The sequence below is a fragment of the Novacetimonas maltaceti genome, assembly GCF_002906255.1.
GTDB lineage: Bacteria > Pseudomonadota > Alphaproteobacteria > Acetobacterales > Acetobacteraceae > Novacetimonas > Novacetimonas maltaceti.
Genome location: NZ_POTC01000025.1, coordinates 15,312 through 37,627, shown reverse-complemented (window position 1 = coordinate 37,627; position 22,316 = coordinate 15,312). Strand labels below are relative to the sequence as shown.

At 63.7% G+C, this 22,316-nt stretch carries 18 protein-coding genes; 12 read left to right on the top strand and 6 right to left on the bottom strand.

Going from position 1 to position 22,316, the window contains the following annotated elements:
- Positions 1-218: 218 nt before the first annotated feature.
- Together galE and KMAL_RS09955 are read left to right on the top strand one after the other, a co-directional pair.
- Entirely contained in the window at positions 219-1,313 is a 1,095-nt protein-coding gene (galE, locus tag KMAL_RS09960; protein WP_110095551.1) for a UDP-glucose 4-epimerase GalE, read from the top strand.
- A 133-nt stretch (positions 1,314-1,446) separates the two neighbouring features.
- The gene (locus KMAL_RS09955) at positions 1,447-2,988 is read left to right on the top strand and encodes a flippase (RefSeq protein WP_110095550.1); all 1,542 of its coding nucleotides are present in this window, start codon (positions 1,447-1,449) and stop codon (positions 2,986-2,988) included.
- Positions 2,989-3,024: 36 nt separating this feature from the next.
- Here KMAL_RS09955 and KMAL_RS09950 read toward each other — a convergent pair whose 3' ends face one another.
- Positions 3,025-3,804, bottom strand: coding sequence for a sulfite exporter TauE/SafE family protein (locus KMAL_RS09950; protein WP_110095567.1), 780 nt, complete (start codon positions 3,802-3,804; stop codon positions 3,025-3,027).
- A 417-nt stretch (positions 3,805-4,221) separates the two neighbouring features.
- Between KMAL_RS09950 and KMAL_RS09945 the strand changes: the two genes are divergently transcribed.
- From KMAL_RS09945 to KMAL_RS09925, 5 genes are all read left to right on the top strand, one after another.
- Positions 4,222-5,442, top strand: a complete 1,221-nt coding sequence (locus KMAL_RS09945) for an MFS transporter (RefSeq protein WP_239020062.1) — start codon at positions 4,222-4,224, stop codon at positions 5,440-5,442.
- Positions 5,443-5,485: 43 nt separating this feature from the next.
- Positions 5,486-5,872 carry an oxalurate catabolism protein HpxZ gene (gene hpxZ, locus KMAL_RS09940; RefSeq protein ID WP_110095549.1) on the top strand — a complete coding sequence of 129 codons (387 nt, stop codon included), beginning with the start codon at positions 5,486-5,488 and terminating at the stop codon, positions 5,870-5,872.
- Between the two features lie 346 nt (positions 5,873-6,218).
- A complete protein-coding gene (locus KMAL_RS09935) occupies positions 6,219-6,827 on the top strand; it encodes a sorbitol dehydrogenase family protein (RefSeq protein ID WP_110095548.1) in 609 nt (202 codons plus the stop codon).
- Positions 6,828-6,845: 18 nt separating this feature from the next.
- Entirely contained in the window at positions 6,846-8,483 is a 1,638-nt protein-coding gene (locus tag KMAL_RS09930) for a GMC family oxidoreductase (protein WP_110095547.1), read from the top strand.
- A complete protein-coding gene (locus KMAL_RS09925) occupies positions 8,476-9,798 on the top strand; it encodes a cytochrome c (RefSeq protein ID WP_110095546.1) in 1,323 nt (440 codons plus the stop codon). The genes KMAL_RS09930 and KMAL_RS09925 overlap by 8 nt, the downstream gene beginning before the upstream one ends.
- A 205-nt stretch (positions 9,799-10,003) precedes the next feature.
- Here KMAL_RS09925 and KMAL_RS09920 read toward each other — a convergent pair whose 3' ends face one another.
- The gene (locus KMAL_RS09920) at positions 10,004-10,537 is read right to left on the bottom strand and encodes a hypothetical protein (protein ID WP_110095565.1); all 534 of its coding nucleotides are present in this window, start codon (positions 10,535-10,537) and stop codon (positions 10,004-10,006) included.
- 242 nt (positions 10,538-10,779) lie between these two features.
- Here KMAL_RS09920 and KMAL_RS09915 point away from each other — a divergent pair, with 242 nt between their 5' ends.
- Complete coding sequence (locus KMAL_RS09915; protein WP_110095545.1) at positions 10,780-11,205, top strand: DOPA 4,5-dioxygenase family protein; 426 nt, start codon at positions 10,780-10,782, stop codon at positions 11,203-11,205.
- Positions 11,206-11,424: 219 nt separating this feature from the next.
- Positions 11,425-12,810 (top strand): glucoamylase family protein, encoded by a 1,386-nt coding sequence (locus tag KMAL_RS09910; protein WP_239020064.1) that lies wholly within the window; start codon positions 11,425-11,427, stop codon positions 12,808-12,810.
- 17 nt (positions 12,811-12,827) lie between these two features.
- On the opposite strand, the gene KMAL_RS09905 is transcribed toward KMAL_RS09910, so the two are convergent.
- Positions 12,828-13,298, bottom strand: a complete 471-nt coding sequence (locus KMAL_RS09905) for an Lrp/AsnC family transcriptional regulator (RefSeq protein WP_167400144.1) — start codon at positions 13,296-13,298, stop codon at positions 12,828-12,830.
- 128 nt (positions 13,299-13,426) lie between these two features.
- Here KMAL_RS09905 and KMAL_RS09900 point away from each other — a divergent pair, with 128 nt between their 5' ends.
- Positions 13,427-14,515 carry a saccharopine dehydrogenase family protein gene (locus KMAL_RS09900; protein WP_110095563.1) on the top strand — a complete coding sequence of 363 codons (1,089 nt, stop codon included), beginning with the start codon at positions 13,427-13,429 and terminating at the stop codon, positions 14,513-14,515.
- 170 nt (positions 14,516-14,685) lie between these two features.
- On the top strand, positions 14,686-15,648 hold the full coding sequence (locus tag KMAL_RS09895) for a D-2-hydroxyacid dehydrogenase (protein WP_110095543.1): 963 nt from the start codon (positions 14,686-14,688) through the stop codon (positions 15,646-15,648).
- A gap of 15 nt (positions 15,649-15,663) precedes the next feature.
- Here KMAL_RS09895 and KMAL_RS09890 read toward each other — a convergent pair whose 3' ends face one another.
- Complete coding sequence (locus KMAL_RS09890) at positions 15,664-18,906, bottom strand: Eco57I restriction-modification methylase domain-containing protein (RefSeq protein ID WP_167400143.1); 3,243 nt, start codon at positions 18,904-18,906, stop codon at positions 15,664-15,666.
- A gap of 246 nt (positions 18,907-19,152) precedes the next feature.
- Between KMAL_RS09890 and KMAL_RS09885 the strand changes: the two genes are divergently transcribed.
- The gene (locus KMAL_RS09885) at positions 19,153-20,133 is read left to right on the top strand and encodes a DMT family transporter (RefSeq protein WP_110095541.1); all 981 of its coding nucleotides are present in this window, start codon (positions 19,153-19,155) and stop codon (positions 20,131-20,133) included.
- Between the two features lie 10 nt (positions 20,134-20,143).
- On the opposite strand, the gene eutC is transcribed toward KMAL_RS09885, so the two are convergent.
- Positions 20,144-20,932 (bottom strand): ethanolamine ammonia-lyase subunit EutC, encoded by a 789-nt coding sequence (eutC, locus tag KMAL_RS09880; protein ID WP_110095540.1) that lies wholly within the window; start codon positions 20,930-20,932, stop codon positions 20,144-20,146.
- Positions 20,922-22,304, bottom strand: coding sequence for an ethanolamine ammonia-lyase subunit EutB (locus KMAL_RS09875; RefSeq protein WP_110095539.1), 1,383 nt, complete (start codon positions 22,302-22,304; stop codon positions 20,922-20,924). The genes eutC and KMAL_RS09875 overlap by 11 nt, the downstream gene beginning before the upstream one ends.
- Positions 22,305-22,316: the final 12 nt, after the last annotated feature.

Here is a 22,316-nt window from a genome sequence, read left to right as displayed (position 1 = left end):
AGATACAGCCTTGTAGGTAAATATCCGATTGTTCCGTGCCAGAAGAACAGGAAAATGAAATATTAAATTCCACCGGATTCAGCACGCCCCCATGCAACCGGGGGCATGCGCCTGTCGTTCGCGCAGAGCAGCCAGGGGCATGGTTCCACAGGCATATTCCTGAAACATGTCACGGCAGGCCCGTCCATATCGCATGCCATTACCACAGGAAGAATACGATGCATTACCTTGTCACAGGGGGCGCCGGTTTTGTTGGCAGCCATGTCGTACTTGCCTTGCGCGACGCCGGCCATTCCGTCGTGGTTTTCGACAATCTCAGCACCGGCCACCGTGCCGCGGTTCCACCGGATGTTCCCCTTGTCGTCGGTAATCTTTCGGATCAGGCGCTTCTCAACACGGTCATGGAAAACGCGAAATTCGATGGCGTCCTGCACTTTGCCGCCCTGTCCCTTGTGGGGGACAGCATGCGTGTTCCCTTTACCTACCTGCGGCAGAATTACCTGAACAGCCTGCAACTTATCGAACTGTGCATCCACCATGCCATCAGGCGTTTCGTATTTTCCTCCACCGCGGCCCTGTTCGGCACCCCCGAACAGCAGCCGATCATGGAACATGCCACCGTCAATCCCGGCTCCCCCTATGGCGAAAGCAAGTTCCTGATCGAGCGCGTCCTGCACTGGGCGGAGACGATTTATGGAATGCACAGTGCCTGCCTGCGATATTTCAATGCGGCGGGGTCAGACCCCATGGGCCGCGCAGGCGAGGACCATCGCCCTGAAACCCACCTGATCCCGCTTGCGATCGATACGGCGCTTGGCCGGCGTCCCGCCCTGTCGATCTTTGGCGCGGATTATGCCACGGCGGACGGAACATGCGTGCGTGATTACATCCATGTCACCGACCTTGCCCACGCGCACCTCATGGCGCTGGAGCAGATCGAAACCCGAAGCGTGACCTACAATGTCGGGAACACGACCGGTTTTTCAAACCTCGATGTCATCCGCGCGGTGGAACGTGTGACCGGACGCAACGTGAACTGGTCATGGGCGGGACGGCGGCAGGGGGACCCCGCCACCCTGATCGCGGGATCGGAACGCCTGCGCCGCGAAACCGGGTGGATACCGCGCATCGCCGCCCTTGACGACATTGTCGAAACCGCATTCCGCTGGCGCCTGACCCATCCCGAAGGTTATGCCGCCCCCCTTCCGGCCATGTCGCCGGCGACAGGAATGGACATGCCCGCCATTCCCCTTGGCGCGGACTTCCCCCTGCCGGGCGCGGCGGAAGAATTCTACCGACCCGCCTCCCCCTGAAGACGGGCATGCCTTCATGCCCCCCCCCTTTTCCATCCTCCCGTCAGGCGGGGCGACTGCAACTGCCACGCCATGGCGGCCCTCCTCATAACCTGATGCATCAGTATCGCAGAACGGGCAGGATCATATTTCAATGACACCCACGGACCATGCGCGCCTGACCCGCATGCAGACAGTACTATTCAATGCAGGCTGGAACATGCTTGGCCGTATCGGTCCGGTTGCCGTCGCCCTGCTGGTGACCCCCCCGCTGATCACCCGGTTGGGACTTGCGCGCTGGGGGGTGCTGACCATTGCGCTCAGCCTTGTCGGGACATTCGGCATCTTCGATTTCGGGCTGGGCCGCGCACTGACACGCGCCATCGCCGAACGCATCGCCGATGGGGAAGAAGAAGAAAGCGCGAGCCTGACGCTGACCGGCATCCTCACGCTTGGCCTGTTCGGGCTTGCCGGTGGGGTGATTGCGGCATTGTGCGTACGGTTCTGGGTCTATCACGGGTTGAAGATCCCCGCCGACCTGCAGCACCAGACGATGGTGGCAATGTGGGTACTGTGCGCCACGGCGCCGCTGGTGATGATCAACGCCGCGATGTGGGGCGTCATGTCGGCCTATCAGGCGTTCCGCACCGCCAACCTGATCAACATCCCGATTTCCATCATGTACTACCTTGGCCCGCTGCTGGTGCTGCAGGTCTGGGACAGCCTGGTGGGGGTGATGCTGGTGCTGGCGCTGTGCCGCCTGGCGATGACGGTGGGATATGGCGCGGTCTGCCTGCGCATCATGCCATCGCTGCGCCGCGCGCGCCCGGCATTCGGGCTGCTGCGGCCACTGTTCAGGATCGGGGGATGGATGACCATCTCCAACCTGATGTTTCCCATCCTGTCCTACATGGACCGCTTCATGATCGCAACCGTGCTGTCCGCGGCCGTGACGGGATATTACACCACTGCCTTTGACGTGGTCGCACGCCTGTCGATGATCACGATGGCGGTCACCAGCACGGCCTATCCCGCAATGGCGGCATGCTGGCGTACCGACACCACCGCCACGGTCGCGCTGTACCGCAACAGCATCCTGACGGTGGTGGGACTGCTGTTTCCGTTCTGCCTGCTGGGCTCCATCTTCAGCCACGACATCCTCTCGCTATGGGTCGGGCCGGATTTCGCGCTGCACAGCACGCTCATCATGAAATGCCTGAGCATCGGGGTGTTCGTCTTCGGCATGGACGCGGTGGCGGCCGGTTTCCTCGACGGGATCGGGCGGGCGGAGATGAACGCCATCCTCTCGGTCGTGGAGGTGGTGGTCTATATCCCCCTGCTGCTGGCGTTCCTGCACTGGTTCGGGGTGGAGGGCGCGGCCTTTGCATGGGCCAGCCGCAGCATCATGGACTGCGTGGTGCGCATACGCCTTGGCATCCGGCTGTATCCATGGCTGTCGCAGATGCTGCGCCACCTTGTCCCCACGGCCATCGTGGGGGTGGGCGTGATGCTGCTGGCGCTGCCGCGTACCCCGCACCTGATGGGCTGCGCCATCGCGGTGGGGGGACTTGTGGTGTTCTATACCGTGCTGTGGCGGCAGGGGCTGGCTGGGGCGGAACGCGCCTCCCTGCGACAGGTCATGGCGCAGGCATGGAACATGGGCCGACAGGGCCTGCGCTGGCGTTCGCAGGGCTGAGGGCGACCCACCCCCAAAATGGCGCAGGCCCGCGCATCAGCCCCGCAGGCTGCGCCAGATCATGTAGGTTGCCACGCAGAAAATCACCCCGGCAAAGAAGATGGTCAGCGCCCCGGACGCCCCCGCCATGCGGCGCGACACCCGCATGCCCGCATAACTGCCCAGTGTCCCGCCCACGATGAACAGCGCCGCCATTCCCCAGTCCACATATCCCGACAGCATGTAGCTGATGGCGGTGCTCAGCCCGAACGCCGCAACTGCGACAAGGGACGTGCCCACGGCATTGAGTATGGGCATGTGCGTCGATGCGATCAGGCCGGGCACGATCAGGAACCCGCCGCCGATGCCAAAGAACCCCGACAGTATCCCCGTCAGTCCGCCAAAGGCCATGACGCGGGGGGCATTGTCACGGGTGCACTGCGCATCGGCACATCCCTGGTCATGCCGCCCGCGCAGCATCAGGAACCCGACGCCGATCATCAGGATCGCAAAGCACAGCAGAAGCTTCTGCCCGTCCACGGCCTTCCCCGCCGACGCCCCGACCAGCGCGCCGAGTATTCCGCATGAGGCAAAGATACCCGCGCACCGCCACTTCACGGTGCGCGCGCGGGCATGATACCCAAGGCCCGCCAGGGCATTGGCCGCGACACTGACGGCGCTGGTGCCGATCGCGACATGCGCGTTGGGCACGCCGACGACATAGACCATCAGCGGCACCGCAAGGATGGACCCGCCGCCCCCGATCAGGCCAAGCGTGAACCCCACGACCACGCCGGACAGCAGTTCAAGCAGCATGTGCGCCACGTCAGTTGGCATTCCCACGCGATTCGCAAAACGGAAAAACATGCATCGATCTGCCATCCCCTACCATCTGGCCGCACGGGGCCATCCCGTTCCAGGCCATGGCACTTTTACAGGCATCGGCAATCTTTTGAAAATCAGTTGGCCCATTTTTCCGCATGGAGTGGAATACCGGCCCCGGCAGGGCACGGGCGGCCATCATTCATGCAGCCCGCAAAATAAATATTGCATATTTATGTAATATCGGTCGGCATTATTATATTCCCGCCGGCTGGATATCCCTTTTCAAAAAGACATTCAGCTTTTCCGCCGGAGATCAATGGTAAATCCCGAAGATCAGAAGCCCCGTGCCGGCACTGGCGCGGCCGCCACCGGTATGAAAAACCGATGCCATGGCGGATGCCATCCGCGCATATGACCTGATCGAAAAGGGTGACGTTCTTGCCTGTCGCACTGCTGGCCCTTGCAATCGGGGCCTTTGGCCTCGGGACCACCGAAACCATCGTCATGGGGCTGCTGCCCCAGCTTTCCAGCGGGCTGCATGTGTCCATCGCGCAGGCAGGCATGCTTGTGTCCGGCTATGCCATCGGCGTGACCATCGCCTCCCCGCTGGTCGCCATCCTGACCAACAGCCTGTCACGTCGCGACACGCTGCTGCTGACGATGGGCATCTTCATCGCGGGCAACGCCTGCAGCGCGATCGCACCGGGATACTGGTCGCTGATGGTCGCGCGCGTGCTGACATCATTTTCGCACGGCACCTTCTATGGCGCGGCGTCGATCATGGCAGGCAAGCTCGTCCCGCCGGAAAAACGGGCGGAGGCGCTCTCCCTCGTCTATATCGGGCTGACGCTGGCGATGATCCTTGGCGTGCCGCTGGGCACCGTGGTGGCGCAGCTGACATCATGGCGCATGGCGTTCTGGCTGATCTGCGGCGTGGGTGTCGCGGCGTGGAGCACGATGTGGCTGTGGATTCCCCAGGACGGGAAGGCCGGCCCCACCATCCGCCTGTATGAACAGTTCCGCGCCATGACCAGCCCGCTGGTCGTGACCATGATGCTGGTTTCGATGTGCACATCCGCCAGCATGTTCACCCTGTTCACCTACATCTCCCCCTTCCTGCAGATCCGCACGGGCCTGACGACACATGTGATCGACGGCGTCCTGCTGATGATCGGCGGTGGCCTGTGCCTTGGGAACCTGCTGGGCGGGCGGCTGGCGGACTGGAAGATGCTGCCGTCATGCGCGGGGCTGATGGGGGCCGTGGCGGTTGTCCAACTCCTGCTGGCGCCGGGCAGCCTGCATGTCTGGACCTGCCTTGTCCTGCTGTTCCTGTGGGGTGTGTTCATCTATGCCCCGATGGCGCCGCTGCAGTCCTATGTCGTGGCATGTTCGGGGTCCGCCCCCAACATCGCCGCGGTCATGAACCAGAGTTCGTTCAATTTCGGCAATGCCATTGGCGCGTGGGCCGGGGGGATCCTGGTGGGCACGCACTGGTCCTATGGCAGCCTGCCCATCCTGTCGGCCGGATTCGCCCTGATCGGGTTTGGCCTGGTCCTGCTGGCGCAGTACTTCCAGTCCCGTGACGCGACGCGGCATACTGCCGGGCATGTCGATGCCGACACGCCGGAACCGGCGGCATCGCGTTCCTGAACCGCCACGCCCCGGCGGCCAGCCCCAACCGAAGGACAGGCGCATGCCCGAACTGAACAACCCCGCCACCGTCGCGGAAGTCACAGCAATGTCGGACCTGTATGAACAGGCACTGGCCGAAAACCGCATCGAAACGCTGGATGGCCTGTTTTATGACGGTCCGGAAACGGTCAGGTACGGCGTGGGGGAAAACCTTTACGGCGCCGCGGAAATCGCGGCTTTCCGCCGTGCACGCACTGGCGGATCGCCGCCACGCAGGGTCCTGCGCCGGGTCATTACCGCGCTGGGAGACGACGTGGCCACCGTGGACCTCGAATTCCAGCGCACCGGCGGCACCCGCATCGGCCGGCAGAGCCAGACATGGATCCGCACGAAAGACGGCTGGAAAGTCATCGCCGCGCATGTTTCACTGATGGCCGACATATCGTGAACCGCACGGGCATAGGCCGACAATACTGCATGATGGAAAACGGGACCTGAAATACATCTTTTCTGGTGCGGGATATGGCTTTTCCCTCACTGGAAAAATCTTTCCTTACACACTATGCAAAAAACAGTCCTCGTTTCGTTTTTCCCGGCTGTATTTCAGGAGAAATACTCCATTGCCCCCCTGTTCACACAATATCCGCGCGGCAGCCATTCCGCATATGAGTAGGTCAGAGGTTGCCGGGATAAATGAAAAAGCTGTAACGATACGGACATCATTGCATTCAATGCGGCCATGCCATGTTCCCGGCATTGCCGCTGGACCAAACGTCCTCGAGAGGCGACGCCACATGGCTACAGACCAGCGCTGTTTTCCTGCTGACCTCCACCACTCCACTCCCGGTCGCGCACGCCTGAACCGGCTTGTGCGGATGTCGCGTCGTGACGTCCTGCTGGGCAGCATGGGGGTCGCCCTGGCCTGCGGCACCACGGGGGCGTTTGCCGCCGCCTCCGACGATGCCGACGTGGCGGCGTTCATGGCGGTGTCGCAGCGCCTGACGGACCGCACCGCCCTCGACCCGCGGATCGGCCATGCCCTGTTCATGGGAATCGTGCATGCGGTGCCCACGCGCCGTGACCAGATCAACGGGCTGCATGACCTGATGAACAAGAACAGCTTTGCCAGTGCGCATGACATGGCAAAGGCCGCCGAGCAGGCCGACCCGGGTTTCAAGGACGTCATCCACGACATCATGACCGGTTGGTATCGCGGCCTTGCGGACCACAAGGTGGTTGTCTACCGCTCCGCCCTGATGTTCGACATCACCAAGGACGCCATCTACCCCAAGACCTATGCGCAGGGCGGTCCGTTCTACTGGACCCAGACCCCGCCGGAAGTGGCCGTTCCGACAGGCGAACCCGCCCTTTCGCCCTCCACCTTCGTCGTGGAACCCACCTGACAGCCGGAGCGTCACGCCATGTCTTCCGAACAATCCCTCTCTGCGGACGTCGTGATCGTCGGGTCCGGCGTCGCAGGCAGTTCCATCGCCAACGAACTGGCCCGTGCCGGCATTTCGGTCATCGTGCTGGAGGCCGGTCCGCGGGTGGACCGCCAGCATTTCGTGGAAAATTTCCGCAACCTCGAAAACAAGCCCTCCTATCAGGAGCCGTTCCCTGCGGTGCCGTGGGCGCTGCATCCCCCCAACCAGATCACCCCGAACGAATACCTGCACACGACCGGCCCCGATGCCGAAGCCTACCAGCAGGTTTACCTGCGCATGATGGGCGGCACCACATGGCACTGGGCCGGGTGCGCGTGGCGTTACCTGCCGTCCGATTTCGAACTGAAAAGCCGCTATGGGCAGGGTCGTGACTGGGCCCTGAAATACGAGGATCTCGAGCCGTTCTATTACCAGGCCGAGGTCATGATGGGCGTCTGCGGCCCGGACCCGGCGAAGGAAGACCTCGGCTCCCCGCGCAAGCAGCCATACCCGATGGAGGCGCTGCCGATTTCCTATGCCGCGCAGCAGTTCCGCAAGCTGATCAGCGAAAAGACCCCGTGGCGCGTCGTGCATGAACCGCAGGCCCGCAACACCCGCCCCTATGACAACCGCCCCACCTGCGAAGGGCATAACAACTGCATGCCGATCTGCCCCATCGGGGCGATGTATAACGGCAGCTATTCCGTGTACCATGCCGAAGCCGCGGGGGCGAAGTTCATCCCCAACGCCGTGGTCTACCGGATCGAGCGTGACAGCGCGAACAAGCGTGTGACGGCCGTCCATTATTATGACCCGGACAAGGGCAGCCACCGCGTGACGGGCAAGTATTTCGTCATTGCCGCGCACTGCATCGAAACGGCAAAGCTGCTGCTGGTCTCGGCCGATGAGCAGAGCCCCGACGGCGTCGCCAACAGTTCGGGCCATGTCGGCCGCAACATGATGGACCATACCGGCGTGCAGGTCAGCTTCATCAGCGGTGACAAGGCGCTGTGGCCCGGTCGCGGCCCGCTGGAGACCAATGTCATCGACAATTTCCGCGATGGCGACTGGCGCAACACCCGTGGCGCGTACCTTGTCCACATGGTTGATGACAACCAGGTGGACCTGGCCACCGCACTTGCAATTTCCAAGGGATATGTCGGGCGCGAACTCGAGGAGCAGATCCGCTACCTCGCGTCGCATACCGTGCGGCTGTTCAGCCATAACGAAGGCATCGCCGACCCGGAAAACCGCCTGACGCTGAGCCAGACCAAGAAGGACATGCTGGGCATCCCGCACCCGGAAGTCTATTACAAGCTGCCTGAATATACCGTCAAAAGCTGCGAACATACGCGTGGCATGTTCCGCGAACTGATCGGCCTGATGCATGGCACGGACGAACAGTGGACGCCGGGATATTTCCCGCAGGACCATCCCGCCGGCAGCACCATCATGGGGACGGACCCGAAGGATTCCGTGGTGGACGGCTACTGCCGCACCCATGACCATGAAAACCTGTTCATGGCGAGTTCGTCCGTCTTTTCCGCAGTCGGAACAGGCAACATTACCCTGACGGTGGCCGCCCTTGCCCTGCGCGTTGCCGATACGCTGAAAAAAGAACTCGCCCATGCCTGATATCGCGCGCAAAGCCCTGTGGTCCATTCTGGCGGCAGGCACGGCCCTTGTTTCGCTGTCGTCCGCCCCCGCGCGGGCGGAAGATCCTTCGCCGGATCTTCTTGCCCGCGGGGAATATCTGGCCACGGCGGCCGACTGCGTGGCCTGCCATACCAAGCCGGGCGGCAAGCCGTTTGCCGGGGGACTGAAGATCGCAACGCCGATGGGCGATGTCATCTCCACCAACATCACGCCCGACCCCGAGCACGGGATCGGCCAGTACACGGAAGAGGACTTTGAAAAAAGCCTCCGCCATGGGCTGCGCCGCGACGGCAACCACCTCTATCCCGCCATGCCCTACGTATCGTATTCCGGGCTGACGGATGGTGATGTGAAGGCGCTGTATGCGTGGTTCATGCACAGCGTGAAGCCGGTGGCCGAAAGCCCGCCCACCACGTCACTGAACTTTCCCGCCAACCTGCGCATCGCCATGAGCGCATGGAACATGGTGGCCAGCACCGTCCCCCCCGAAAGCGGCGATTCCGCCACATTCGACAAGATGCGGCGCGGCAAGTACCTGGCAACCGCGCTTGAACACTGCGGCACCTGCCACACCCCGCGCAACATGATGCTGAGCGAGGAGCAGGATAACTACCTTGCCGGTGCGCCACTGATCGGGTGGTATGCCCCCAACATCACGTCGAGCAAGACAAGCGGCATCGGCAACTGGACCGAAGACAACCTCGTGCAGTATCTGCAAACCGGGCATGTCGCGGGCCTCAGCCAGGCGGCAGGCCCGATGGGCGAGGCGGTGGAGCATAGCACAAGCCACCTGACCGATGCCGACCTGCATGCGCTTGCGGCCTATATCCTGCAGGTGCCCGCCAAGGAAGACAGCGCCGAAACCAAGCCACGCGAAAGCTTTGGCCAGCCGGCGGAAGAGGCCGATGTACGCAGCGGTGAGCTGACGCGCATCGACAATCTTGCGGAAATGGACGGGCAGCACATCTATGACGCGAACTGCGCCGCCTGTCATGGCATGAACGGCGCGGGAACCACCGACCATTATGCGCCTTCCCTGTTCCATAACTCGGTCACCGGCGCGGGCCGTCCCGACAACCTGATCATGACGATCCTGAACGGCGTTGACCGCACGACGGGCGACCTGCATGTGCATATGCCCGGCTTTGACGGCAATTCCGATGTCGAGCGCCTCAGCGATACCGAAATCGCAAGCCTGGTCAATTACGTCATGAAGACCTTTGGAAGTGGCGATCACGCCGTGACCGCCGAACAGGTTGCAAAGCTGCGGACTGATACCCCGAAGACGCCCTGACCCGTTTTCCACGGTCAAGAAAAACCGCCGTTTCCCACATGTCCTGCATGTGAGGGGCGGCGGTTTTTATTTGCCTTCCGGCAAGGGCCACAGGAAGTTCCTGATGACCCTTTTGCCAGAAAGCTTCAAAGGATGCCGCCTTCACAGGCCAGAAGGCGGCATCCAAAAACCTTTATGATTTTACCATATCCCTGGCGCTACGGGTTCACCAGTGGCCCCAGTCCTGACTGTTGTTCCACTGCTGGCCATTCCATCCCTGCCCACCCAACTGCTGCATCTGCTGCATCTGTTGCTGGCGCATCTGATCGGCCTGCTGACGCAACTGCATCTGCTGCTGCTGGTACTGCTGCTGCATCTGCTGCATCTGCTGCTGGCGCTGCATTTCGATCTGCTGCTGGCGCTGCTGCAACTGGAACCCGGCATTGGGCTGGCCACGCATCTGATCGGCCTGCTGGCGCAACTGGTCCTGCTGCTGCCTGTACTGGTCTTCCATCTGCTGGCGCTGCTGTTCCATCTGCTGTCGTTGCTGCTCATGCTGCTGGCGCAACTGTTCACGCTGCTGGCGGAACTGTTCCTGCATCTGCTGCATCTGCTGCTGGCGCTGCTGCTCCTGTTGACCATCCCATTGCGCCAGCTGGATGTAAGGCGACGGGGCGGCTTGGGACGGGGACGCCACGATACCAGACCCGATCAGGGAAAATGCCAGTGGAACCGCAAACCGAATACAACGATGCCTCATGGCATGTCCTCCTTGACTCTTCAGGGGCCGGTTTCCCGACATCATCACGACATCTTGCCCATAACCCCCATGCAGGCAACCATGCCCATGCGGCCATATGAAGGCATGACCGGGCGCGCACCGCCTGCGACAGCCGCAGCCTTCGGGCCATCCGCGAAAAACCCTGTCCTGCGGCCTCCCATAACGTAACAGAATGTAACCAACAGTGATGGCATCATTCCCATCCACAGGAGCAACCGACGATGGAAACCCCGACATTCGCGCCACGTCGCATTGATGAAATCGCAAGCTACCACGCACATGTCTATTTCTGCGCCAGCACGCTGCCCCGTGCGCAGGAACTGCGCGCCGCCCTGTCGGACCGTTTCGCCGTCCGCGTCGGGCGCGTGCACACCTCCCCCGTGGGGCCTCATTCCGCCAGCATGTTCCAGGTCGCCTTTGCAACCTCCCTGTTCGGGACCTTCGTGCCGTGGCTGATGCTGAACCGCAATGGGCTGAGCATCCTGGTCCATCCCAACACCATCCATCCACAACATGACCATGCCACCGACAGCCTGTGGCTGGGCACGCCATTGCCATTGTGCACGCAAAACCTGCCATTGACGCAGCAACAGGCCGACGAAGCCGGGGTGCCCAACACCACGCCCGACCCGAATATTACGGTATGATGTTTTATGTTTTGTAACAGGCGGCAAAAGAAACCGTTTCGGGATTGCCATCCGGCGCGCGCTCAATTCATAAATGCCGACAGCTAGCGCTCAGGAGACAGGACGTTGCAGTGTCGGCAGGCGGACAGGCGACATATCGCCACCTTCGTATCAATCCTTCTGTGTTGTGCGTCACTGCCCGGTCCGTCGGCCCATGCCCTCGACCAGCAGGGTGTGAAAATCACGCCGCCACCCGCCGTTTCCACCGCGCCGGATGCCGGGCCGGCCGACACGATCCTGATCGACGACCTGGAACATCGGACCTTTCAATGGTTCTGGGATTCGGCAGACCCGGACACCGGCCTCATCCCGGACCGCTACCCCTCCGCACAGACACAGGCCAGCGTCGCCTCGATCGGGTTCGGCCTGACAGCCTATGGCATCGGAGCCACGCGCGGATACATCACGCGCGACCAGGCGGCGGGGCGGACGCTTGCCACGCTGCGCTACCTTCTGCATGGCGCACAGAATGACAGCGAGGACAATGCAACCGGATATCAGGGGTTTTATTATCATTTCCTCCGGAAGGAGAATGGCCTGCGCCTGAACCGGGACATCGAACTCTCCAGCATCGATACGGCGCTGCTGATGCAGGGGGTCCTGTTCGCCCAGTCCTTCTACGACCGCGACACGCCGCGTGAACGGGACATCCGGGACATGGCCGACCGGCTTTACCGGCGCGTCAACTGGCAGTGGATACGCCGTCCCGACAACCGCCTCAGCATGGGATGGAGCCCCGAACACCAGTTCATTCCCAGTTACTGGGAAGGCTACAGCGAAGGGATGATGGCCTATATCCTTGGTCTGGGTTCGCCCACCCATGCGCTGGAACCTGCGTCATGGCAGGCGTGGCTTGCGACGAACGATCGCCGTTGGGGGGATTATTACGGGCAGACCTTCCTGAATTTCGCGCCCCTGTTCGGCCACCAGTACAGCCATGCGTGGATCGATTTCCGCGGCATCCAGGACGCATGGGCGCATGAAAAGCAGATCGATTATTTTGAAAACAGCCGCCGCGCCGTCTATGCGCAACGCGCCTATGCCATTGCCAATCCGGGGAAATGGCGGGATTACAGCGCCACCACATGGGGGCTTACGGCCTGCGACGGCCCGGGCGAGATGACACAGAAGATCGACGGGCAGGACCGGCATTTCCTGTCCTATTCCGCGCGCGGGGCGGGCCGTGACTATACGCAGGATGACGGGACCATCGCCCCCACGGCCGCGCTGGGATCGATCGCGTTTGCGCCAGAAATCGTGCTGCCGACCATGCGTGACATGAAATCACGCTATGGCAGCAGGATTTATGGGAAATACGGATTTGTCGATGCGTTCAATCCCAGTTTCCGTAATGGGGGCGACTTCTGGTCCGACAATGAATATCTTGGCATTGACCAGGGGCCGATCCTGCTCATGATTGAAAACTGGCGCACCGGTCTGGTGTGGAATGTCATGAAGCGCAATCCCTATATCCGCACGGGGCTGGAACGCGCGGGATTCCAGGGGGGATGGCTTGCCCAAGTCCAGCCCACCATGAAAGTCGCCAGGATCAAGCCCCTGCCCTGACCCGCGCGGGGCAGGAATCACCGTGTCCTGTGGCGTGGCGTGGCAACGGTCGTGGGCCCCTGGCGCATGACACGGGTGGCCAGCACAATGGCGGATGTCGTGCGATCCACCCCTTCGAGCATGCCGATCCGGTCAATCGCGTCATTGATGGCCTCGGTCGTCTGGGCGCCAACGACCGCGATCATGTCGACCTGCCCACTGACGGCATGCAGTTCACGGATTTCCGGAAACCTGCGCAACGCGTCCTCCACCGAGGAGACATGCCTTGGCGCAAGCGTAATCATGACATGTGCCCGGATGGCGTCGCGCGCTGCCGCCCCCATCACCACCGCATACCCGGCAATCGCGCCGCCACGTTCCAGCCTTTCGATCCTGCTCTGCACGGTCGTGCGTGACAGTCCCGCACGACGGGCCAGTTCGGCCGTCGGCATGCGGGCATTTTCCTCCAGCAGGGCGAGGATGAGGCGATCGGTGGCATCGATATGCATAATGCCGATCATGCTGCACATAATGCCGGAATAAAAGTGCCATCTGCCGTCTATCCTCGGCTTGTTGCCGACATCGGGGCGCGGTTCCATTCACGGGTCTTATCCCACGGAACACGCGGAGTATGGTCATGCGCAAAATACTTGTCATCGGGGCCGGCAACATCGGGTCCACCATTGCCGATTTCCTTGCCAGCACGGGCGATTATACCGTCACCCTGACCGACCGTGATCCTGCGACGCTCAATGCCGCAAGCGTTCCCGATTCCGTGCAGCGCGTTGTCACGGACCTGGCGGCGGAAAATGTGCTGCCCGAACTGCTGCGGGGCTGTTTCGCGGTTCTTTCGGCCGCGCCGTTCCACCTGACGACCCGCATTGCCGGGGCGGCGGCGGCGGCCGGGGTCAACTACCTCGACCTGACCGAAGACGTGGCCAGCACCAAGGTCGTGCGCGAACTTTCGACAAAGGCGCCATCGGTGGCCTTCATCCCGCAATGCGGCCTGGCGCCGGGCTTTGTCTCCATCGTGGCCCATGACATCGCACGCCGCTTCGACAGCGTGGACACGATCCAGCTGCGTGTCGGCGCGCTGCCGGAATATTCGACCAATGCGCTGGGCTACAACCTGACCTGGAGCACCGACGGCGTCATCAACGAGTATATCGAACCGTGCGAAGCCATCGTCAGCGGCAAGCGCCGCCTGGTGCCCGCGCTCGACGGGCTGGAAAGCCTGACGATCGATGGCGTGAAGTATGAGGCCTTCAACACCTCCGGCGGGCTGGGGTCGCTGTGTGATACCTATGACGGGCGCGTGCGGGAACTGAACTACCGCACCATCCGCTATCCGGGGCATGCCGCGATCATGAAGGTGCTGCTCAATGACCTGCGCCTGTCCGAACGCCGCGATGTCATCAAGTCGATCTTTGAACACGCCCTGCCGGTGACGATGCAGGATGTCATCATCATCCTGGTCACGGTGTCCGGGCAGCGTGACGGACGCCTGACGCAGGAGACATTCGTGCGTGCCATCCATGGCGCCACCGTCAACGGGCGTCCGCGCACCGGCATCCAGATCACGACGGCGGGTGCGATCTGCGCGGTGCTGGACCTGCTGGCCGAAGGCCGGATCCCCACGTCGGGACTGGTGCTGCAAGAAGACATCGCCCTGTCGCAGTTCCTTGAAAACCGCTTCGGGCAGTTCTACCAGGACAGCCGGCGCTAAGGCACAGTCCCGGAACACCCCCTGCGCGGGCCGGTTTGCATATTGAACCGGCCCGCCCGTCATTCTAACATCAGAACGTATACGTCCCTTCCCCGGAGGGGTGCTGGCGGCCTGAACCTTATCGCGCATGCGCTGACACCCGTCCCAACCGCGGAACCAGTCAGCCTGCCATGCCCCAAGACACGATACAGCATATCTATGCGGCGCATACCTTTTACGATATCCGCCACGAACTCGAAAAACGCCCGGGGGCGCCGACCTGCACGCAGGTCTCCACGCTTGATGAACTCAAGGCCCTCATGCCCGAGGTCGAGGTGCTGGTCATTTCCATGCTGTGGGACAACGACCTTCTGGACATCGCCCCGCGCCTGCGCCTGATCCAGTCCATCAGTTCGGGCGTGGACCAGTTCGACCTGAACCGCCTGAAGGAACGCGGCGTGCACCTGTGCAACGCACGGGGCGTCAACGCCAACGCGGTTGCGGAACATGCGCTGGCCCTGATGCTCAGCCTTGCGCGGCGGCTGTATGAGGCACGCGACAACCAGGCACGCCACCACTGGTCCACGACGGGCACCGACCCGCGCCCGCGCCTTCAGGAACTGTCGGAAAAGCGTGCGCTGATCGTTGGCATGGGCACGATCGGCGACCGCGTGGCGCGACTGTGCCTGGCGCTTGGCATGAAGGTCAGCGGCGCCCGCCACAGCGCACGCCCCCTTGATGTCGCGGGGGTGGAGCAGGTTTCCATGGACAACCTGCATGCCGGCCTGAAGGATGCGGATTATGTCATCCTGACCTGTCCCCTGACCGAACAGACGCGCCATCTCATCAACGCCGCCGCGTTCGGGGTCATGAAACCGGACGCCTGCCTGGTGAATGTGGCGCGCGGCCCGGTGGTGGAGGAAGCCGCCCTGATCGAGGCCCTCGACACGGGCCGGATCGCCGGGGCGGCGCTTGATACCTATGACGAGGAACCGCTGCCGTCGTCCTCTGCGCTCTGGTCACGTCCCAACCTGGTCATGACCGGGCACACGGCGGGCGAAACCCAGTTCTATGAACGCAATGTCGTCGATATCCTGATGAAGAACCTCGCCGCCCTCGAAACCGGGGGCGCACTGACAAACCGGATCGTCTGAACGGCGCGCCCCGCGTCACGAGGCAGGGCGCGGTGCCCTGCCCTTCTGCCGGTCATAGGCCGCCAGTACAATGCGACGCGTGCGGTATTCGCCAAAGGCGGCCATTTCGTTCTTGCGCAGCACCCGGAAGGTCTGGGACGGGTAATCGGCCCCCATGACGTCATGGGGGTCCAGCACGTATTCCAACTGCCTGCGCCCCAGACCATAGGCATGGGCATACCACGCGTCGAGTTCCGCGCGCAGCAGCGCACGCCGCGCCTCGTCCCAGGCGAAGGGTGGGCCGGCATGGCCCATGGCACGGGCAAACGGGGCCATGGTGTTGCTGGTAAAGGTCAGTTCAAGTACCCGCGGCAGGATGAACTCCACGTCTGCCGCGCTGTAGAAAGACGGCGGCAGCACGGGAAGCTGCCTTACAATAAAGAAATTGAGGTTGACCCCACCGGCCTTCTGCCGACAGACGAAATCGAACGGCAGGGAGGACAGGTTGGCGATCAGGCAGGCCGTCCGTGGGTCGCTCCACCCCATTCCGGGCGACAGCAGGGTCATGCTGTTTCCCACCCCCCATGGCGGCAGCAGGTTGCAGATGAAGGTGCGTTCATTGGTCGGGGACATGATGTTGCGGAACCCGAAAAACGCCGGTGCCCGGGCGGCATGCCCGGCCTTGCGCATCACCTCGCCATGGGGAACCCAGTAATGGGGCGTCACCTCGAACGCAGGGTCGCAATGTTCATCCGGGCCGGTCTGGGGCAGGACCCGATGGCCACGCTCCCCCCTGCGCCGCCCATAGCCCGCATGCCGGTGGTCATAGAAATATCCCATCTTCGCTTCATAAAGCGGGACATAACGTGACCCGTCACCACCGTCCGGTGCCCCCTGCGCCATGCGGCCGGGATGGACCCAGTCCGTGCCGTCCCGCCGCCAGCCACCGCCCGCCAGTTGGGCTGCGGTCCGGAACAGGCGGCTGTCACTGGTCATGTTGAACAGGCCCTGCCTGAACTCCACGTCCCACGGGTTGCCTGCGGGGCCGCGTGCCTCGTCCACGAAAACATGCACGCGGGCATAGATCGCGCAGGTCAGCGCGGCATCCATGCGGGAACGGAAAACCGGCATGGTCCGCGTATTGGGATTGAGGCGCGCGATATTCTCGGCAGAAAGCGAAAAGCCGCGCCGCGTATCCCCGCATTGCTGCGTCCGCGTCAGGAAACAGGCGAAACGTGTCGCCGCCACCGCATTGGCGATCGTCAGCAGGCAGAATTTGAAACTGCGATGGACGCCGGGAAACAGCGGTGCGCTGTTCTCAAAATCCACGAGTTGCGCCAGCCGCCTTTCCTCCACCAGATGACCAAGCAGCGGCGCGGTCATCGCATCGGTTGCAATCCCGGTCGGTACAACCAGCCCCGCCCGGCCATCCGGCCGCACAAGCGCCAGCGACAGTTCGGTAAACAGCGCATAGGTATTGCCCTTGCCACGACCGGCAAGGGGAAAGCGCCCGCCAGCGCGCACGAACACGCCCATGGCCTCGCTCTGGCGGCGCGCATGCGCAAAGCGTGCGAACAGGTCAGGCCGCGCGGTGCCCAGCGCGGTGATCGCGGCCTTGCGCGCCGCCCCCTTCAGTGCGGAGATCGCGGACATGCGCGTCCCGAAATACTCCTCCTCCTCCAACTGCATGACATCCCATGGGGGATTGCCGATCACGACATCGAATCCCCCATGGGATGTCATGATATCGGCAAAAACCAGCGGCCAGTGCAGCGCCCTCGCCGCGCTGGCTGCGTGGATGGCGGCATCCATGTATCCGGCATCCTCCGCCCCCGCAGGTTCCTGCCATAACCGGGCCGTCGTGGGCACCATGTCGGCCTGACTGCCGGCAGGGCGCGGCAACATGAACGCCGCCACGTAAAGGTCGCACGCCCGGCCAAGGGTGGAGCCTGCCACGCCGGTCCACCATGCCTCGAAACACTGCTGCTTCCGTGCGACATCCTGCGTGGTCTCTTCCGGCATTTCCCGCAGCACGGACAGTTCCGCGACGAAAGGGGCCAGCAGGGCGCGGCAGTCGGGCGCGGACAGGTCGCCCTTCTCACGCTGGTTGCGCCGCAGGCAGTGGCGCACGACGGCCGGGTCGTCATTCCCCAACGCGCGGTAGGCCCCATCCGGTACACCCGCTTCAAGGACCGCGACATCCGCCACGCCAAGCAGCGCATTTCCACAACGGATGTTCGCCCCCAGAAAGCACAGCGGCCGTCCGGGCATGGCGGTTTCGATCCACAGCGCCATGCGTGTCAGTTCCACCGCCATGGGGTTGCAGTCCACCCCATGGATGCAGCGGGCCACGACATCGCGCAGCGCGGTTTGATAATCCTGCCGCCCTGGCGCGCGCAGGGCCGCCAGGCGCGCCGCCATCCGCCGTGCGGCCCCCAGCAGGAAATGCCCGCCGCCACAGGCCGGATCAATGATGCGCAGGGCCAGCACTCCCTCCGCCCCACCGTCTGCCACGGCACGGTCGATCACGGGATCAAGCGCACTGTCGAGCAGCGCCTGCACAAGACTGTCGGGCGTATAATAACTGCCTGAAATGCGCCGGTCATTGCCCCGCCCGGCTTCATCGAGCATCAACCGCCCGTCAGGCGCAAGGCATGGCCGGGTTTCCAGCAGGCCTTCATACACGCCCGCCAGGTCGCCGCTGCGAACGGATCTCCAGTCAATCGGGCGGTACTGCCGTCCTTCCCCGATGCTGCAGCCAAGGCTGCGGATGGCGGACAGGAAATCACGATCCGCCATCCGCGCCGCCATCACCAGCGCCAGCCCCCCCGGTTCCGCCCCCAGCGCGGGCAATCCACGTTCCGGGTCGCCCGCATCCATCGCGCCAAGGACATGGCGCATGCCATCCCACGCCCCGAAACCGCCCGCCCCGCCCTCCGGGGCGCAGGCCAGCGCAAGCCAGCGGGAGAAGGAATGCCCCGGACACGCCTCCGCCCGCGGCGCGGGCAGGAGGCCGCGCGCCTCCAGTCCGGCAAGGAAGGCAAGGCGGCAGACCACCCGGAGCAGTTCTTCAAACAGGCAGGACAGCACATGCCCATCCGCCACGACCGCATCGCGAAGCGCCGCATTGGCATCCAGCACCCCCTGCCCCAGCGCAAGCAGGGCCGCCCTGACCCCGACGCGCAGGTGCGCTGCCGCGTGCTCCTCCGTACAGGCTGCATGCCCCTTCTGCCATGCGGGGAAAGGGGCGGATATGGGCTCCGGTCGGGGTGGCATCATGTTCCTGCAGGCCAGCATCAAGGGCACGCCTTTTCATCGCCTGCCCTTTGTGCGGTGGCAAGGCCGAAACATCCCTGCCCACACCGGCCTATGCGAAAACCGTCACATGCCCCGCCCTTGGCGGCGATCGTTCCGCGGCCGGCATGGCGCCCCTGCATCAACAGCGCGCAACAGATACTGCCAACCCCATTCCCATGACGCCCGCAATATTCCATAATTACCACAGATACCTGCATCAGGACGGACATGAACAGTTTTCGGGCCCATTATTCCCTGCTGGCAGGCCTTGGCAATGGACTGGCGGCGGGGGCATGCTGGGGGCTGGTTTTCATCGCCCCGGCCATGATGCCGGATTTCACGGCACTCCAGTTGGCGACGGTACGCTACCTGATGTACGGCCTTTTCTCCGTGGCGCTGGTGCTTCCACGCTGGCGGCGGCTGGCGGCCCGAATCCCGCAGGGGGGACGCCCGGCACTGCTCTGGCTGGGGCTGACGGGCAACCTTGGGTATTACATCCTGATTGCCATGGCCGTGCGGCTATGCGGCATCAACATCACCTCCATCATCACCGGCTTCCTGCCCGTGATCGTGGGCATATTGGGCACGCGCGAAGGCAATGGCCTTGGCCTGCGCAGGCTCCTGCCTTCCATGGTGCTGATGTTCGTGGGAATCAGCCTGACCGGAATCCAGGCGCTGCACGCCCCCGATGCGGGCGCGGGGGGCACACGCATCGACATGGCCCACCTCCTCGGCTTCATGTGCGCGGTCGGGGGGCTGGCATCGTGGAGCATCTTCGCCCTTGCCAACGCCCGCTGGCTCAGGCGGCTTTCCGATACCAGCGCCGGGGACTGGGGCCTGCTGACCGGTGTCGCCACGGGGGTGGAGGCCCTGTTCGTCATCCCGTTCGCCTGCCATGGCGCGCTGTCCCATCCCCCTTCGCGCTGGGTTGCGTTCATTGCGCTGGGCGCGGGGATCGCGCTGGTCTCCTCCCTGCTGGGCGGCATTTTCTGGAACCGCACCTGCCGGCTCCTGCCCATGACGCTGTGCGGACAGATGGCGGTGGGCGAAACCCTGTTCGCCCTGTTCTATGGCTGCCTGTGGACAGGGCGATGGCCCACCGCCATGGAAGGGGCGGCTGTCCTGTTCCTTGTCCTGAGCGTCGTGTTCAGCACGCTCGCCCATGCGCCGTCATCTTCCGGCCCGGAAACATCCCACGCCCCCATATGAGGGCGGACGGTCATGCTTCCCCCTGTGGGCCGCCGCCTGGCGGGAGCAGGGGCATGGCAGGACCGGACGTCCCTTCGACCTGCCGGGTCTCGTCCTTCAGCCCGACGCCGCCATGACCGCACTGCCGCGCCTTCTTCAGCAGCCATGCCAGCCGACTGGCCGCGGCAAGCGGCGCCAGCCCTCCCTGCCCATGGATATTGGAGATGCAGTTGCGCGCGCTGTCGCGCGTTCCCGGTTGCGGATTCCATGTCATGTACAGGCTCAGGCTTTCGGCACATTCAAGGCCGGGACGTTCGCCAATCATCATGACGACACAGCGCGCACCAAGGCAGGCGGCGATTTCATCGCCCAGCGCCACGCGCGCGCGATGGGCCAGCACCAGCGGCGCGATACGCCACCCGGGCAGAAGCGGCAGGATACCGGACAGGACCGCCGCCGCCTGCCGTTCCGCCGCGCGGGCGGACAGGCCATCGGCGATGACGAACACGACATCATACGCATGATCACCGCGCGCAAGCCGCGCACGGCTGTCGGCGCACAGCAGGCGCCCAAGGTCGGGACGCCGGACGAATTCGTCACGGTCGCGCGCCTGGCTCTGGACCTCCACCCATGGCCGGTCCAGCCCGATACGCGCGGGTTCCATCACCACCGACACGGCATGGCGCGCGCGCAGGTGCGCATGCCGGAACTGGCGCACATGCACCCCCGCCATCGTATCGCCCGTGCGTGCAAGGCCGATCCGCGCCGTGGTGCGCGCCCGCAGCGCATCCCACGGAGCAGGGGTCACATCATGTGCCATCGGGGATCATTCCCATGAACATGGACGGTGGATTGACACGCATGCGGCCCTGCGCGTCAATCAGGTCACATGCCTGCAGCCATGCCTCGAACTCGGGGGCCGCACGCACGCCGAACACGGTGCGCAGCGTCTGGATGTCGTGATGGGACAGGCTCTGGTAATTGAGCATGATGTCGTCACCGCCCGGAACGGCAATCAGGAAATTCACCCCGGCCGCGCACAGCAGCATCATCAGGTTGTCCATGTCATCCTGGTCGGCCTCGGCATGGTTGGTGTAGCAGACATCGCACCCCATCGGCAGGCCCATCAGCTTGCCACAGAAATGATCCTCCAGCCCGGCACGGATGATCTGCCTGCCGTCATACAGGTATTCGGGACCGATGAAGCCCACCACGGTATTGACCAGCAGCGGCGCGAACGCACGTGCCACGGCATAGGCGCGGACCTCCGCCGTCTGCTGGTCCATGCCATGATGGGCATCGGCCGACAGGGCCGACCCCTGCCCGGTTTCGAAATACATGGTGTTCGTGCCCACCGTCCCGCGCCCAAGGGCCAGGCTGGCGCAGCGCGCCTCCTCCAGCACGGAGAGCGAGACGCCAAACCCCGCGTTCGCGTCCTGCGTGCCCGCGATGGACTGGAACACCAGGTCAACCGGCGCGCCGCGTTCCATCAGTTGCAGCGTATTGGTCACATGCGTCAGCAGGCAGTGCTGCATCGGGATGGCGTGGCGCACGCGCACGTCTTCCATCATGCACAGGATGTCGCGGGCCGTGGCCATGTTGTCGGATGCCGGGTTGACCCCCACGACCGCATCCCCCACCCCCAGCAGCAGCCCGTCCAGCAGCGCCGCCGCGATCCCCGGCAGGCTGTCGGCCGGATGGTTCGGCTGCAGGCGCGATCCCATGCGCCCGGGCAGCCCCTGCGTATTGCGAAACGCACTGCGCACCGTGATCTTGCGCGCCACGACGATGAGGTCCTGATTGCGCATGAGCTTGCTCACCCCCGCCACCATTTCCGGCGTCAGCCCCGGCGCAAGGGCGGACAGGCACGCACCGTCGGTTTCATGGCGCAGAAGCCAGTCGCGCAGTTCCCCCACGGTCATGTGCGATACCGGGGCAAAGGCCGCCGCATCATGGGTGTCGATGATCAGGCGCGTGACCTCGTCCGCCTCATAGGGCACCGGGACTTCGCTGAGGAAGGCGGCAAGCGGGATATCGGCCAGGGCCTCGCACGCGGCGGCGCGGCGCAGGGGATCGGGGGCCGCCACCCCGGCCAGTTCATCGCCGCTGCGCCGGGGGGAGGCATGGGCCAGAACCTGCATGAGGGAAGAAAAGGTGAACCTCTCCCCTCCCAGAGATGCATGATATGCCACGATATGCGGACC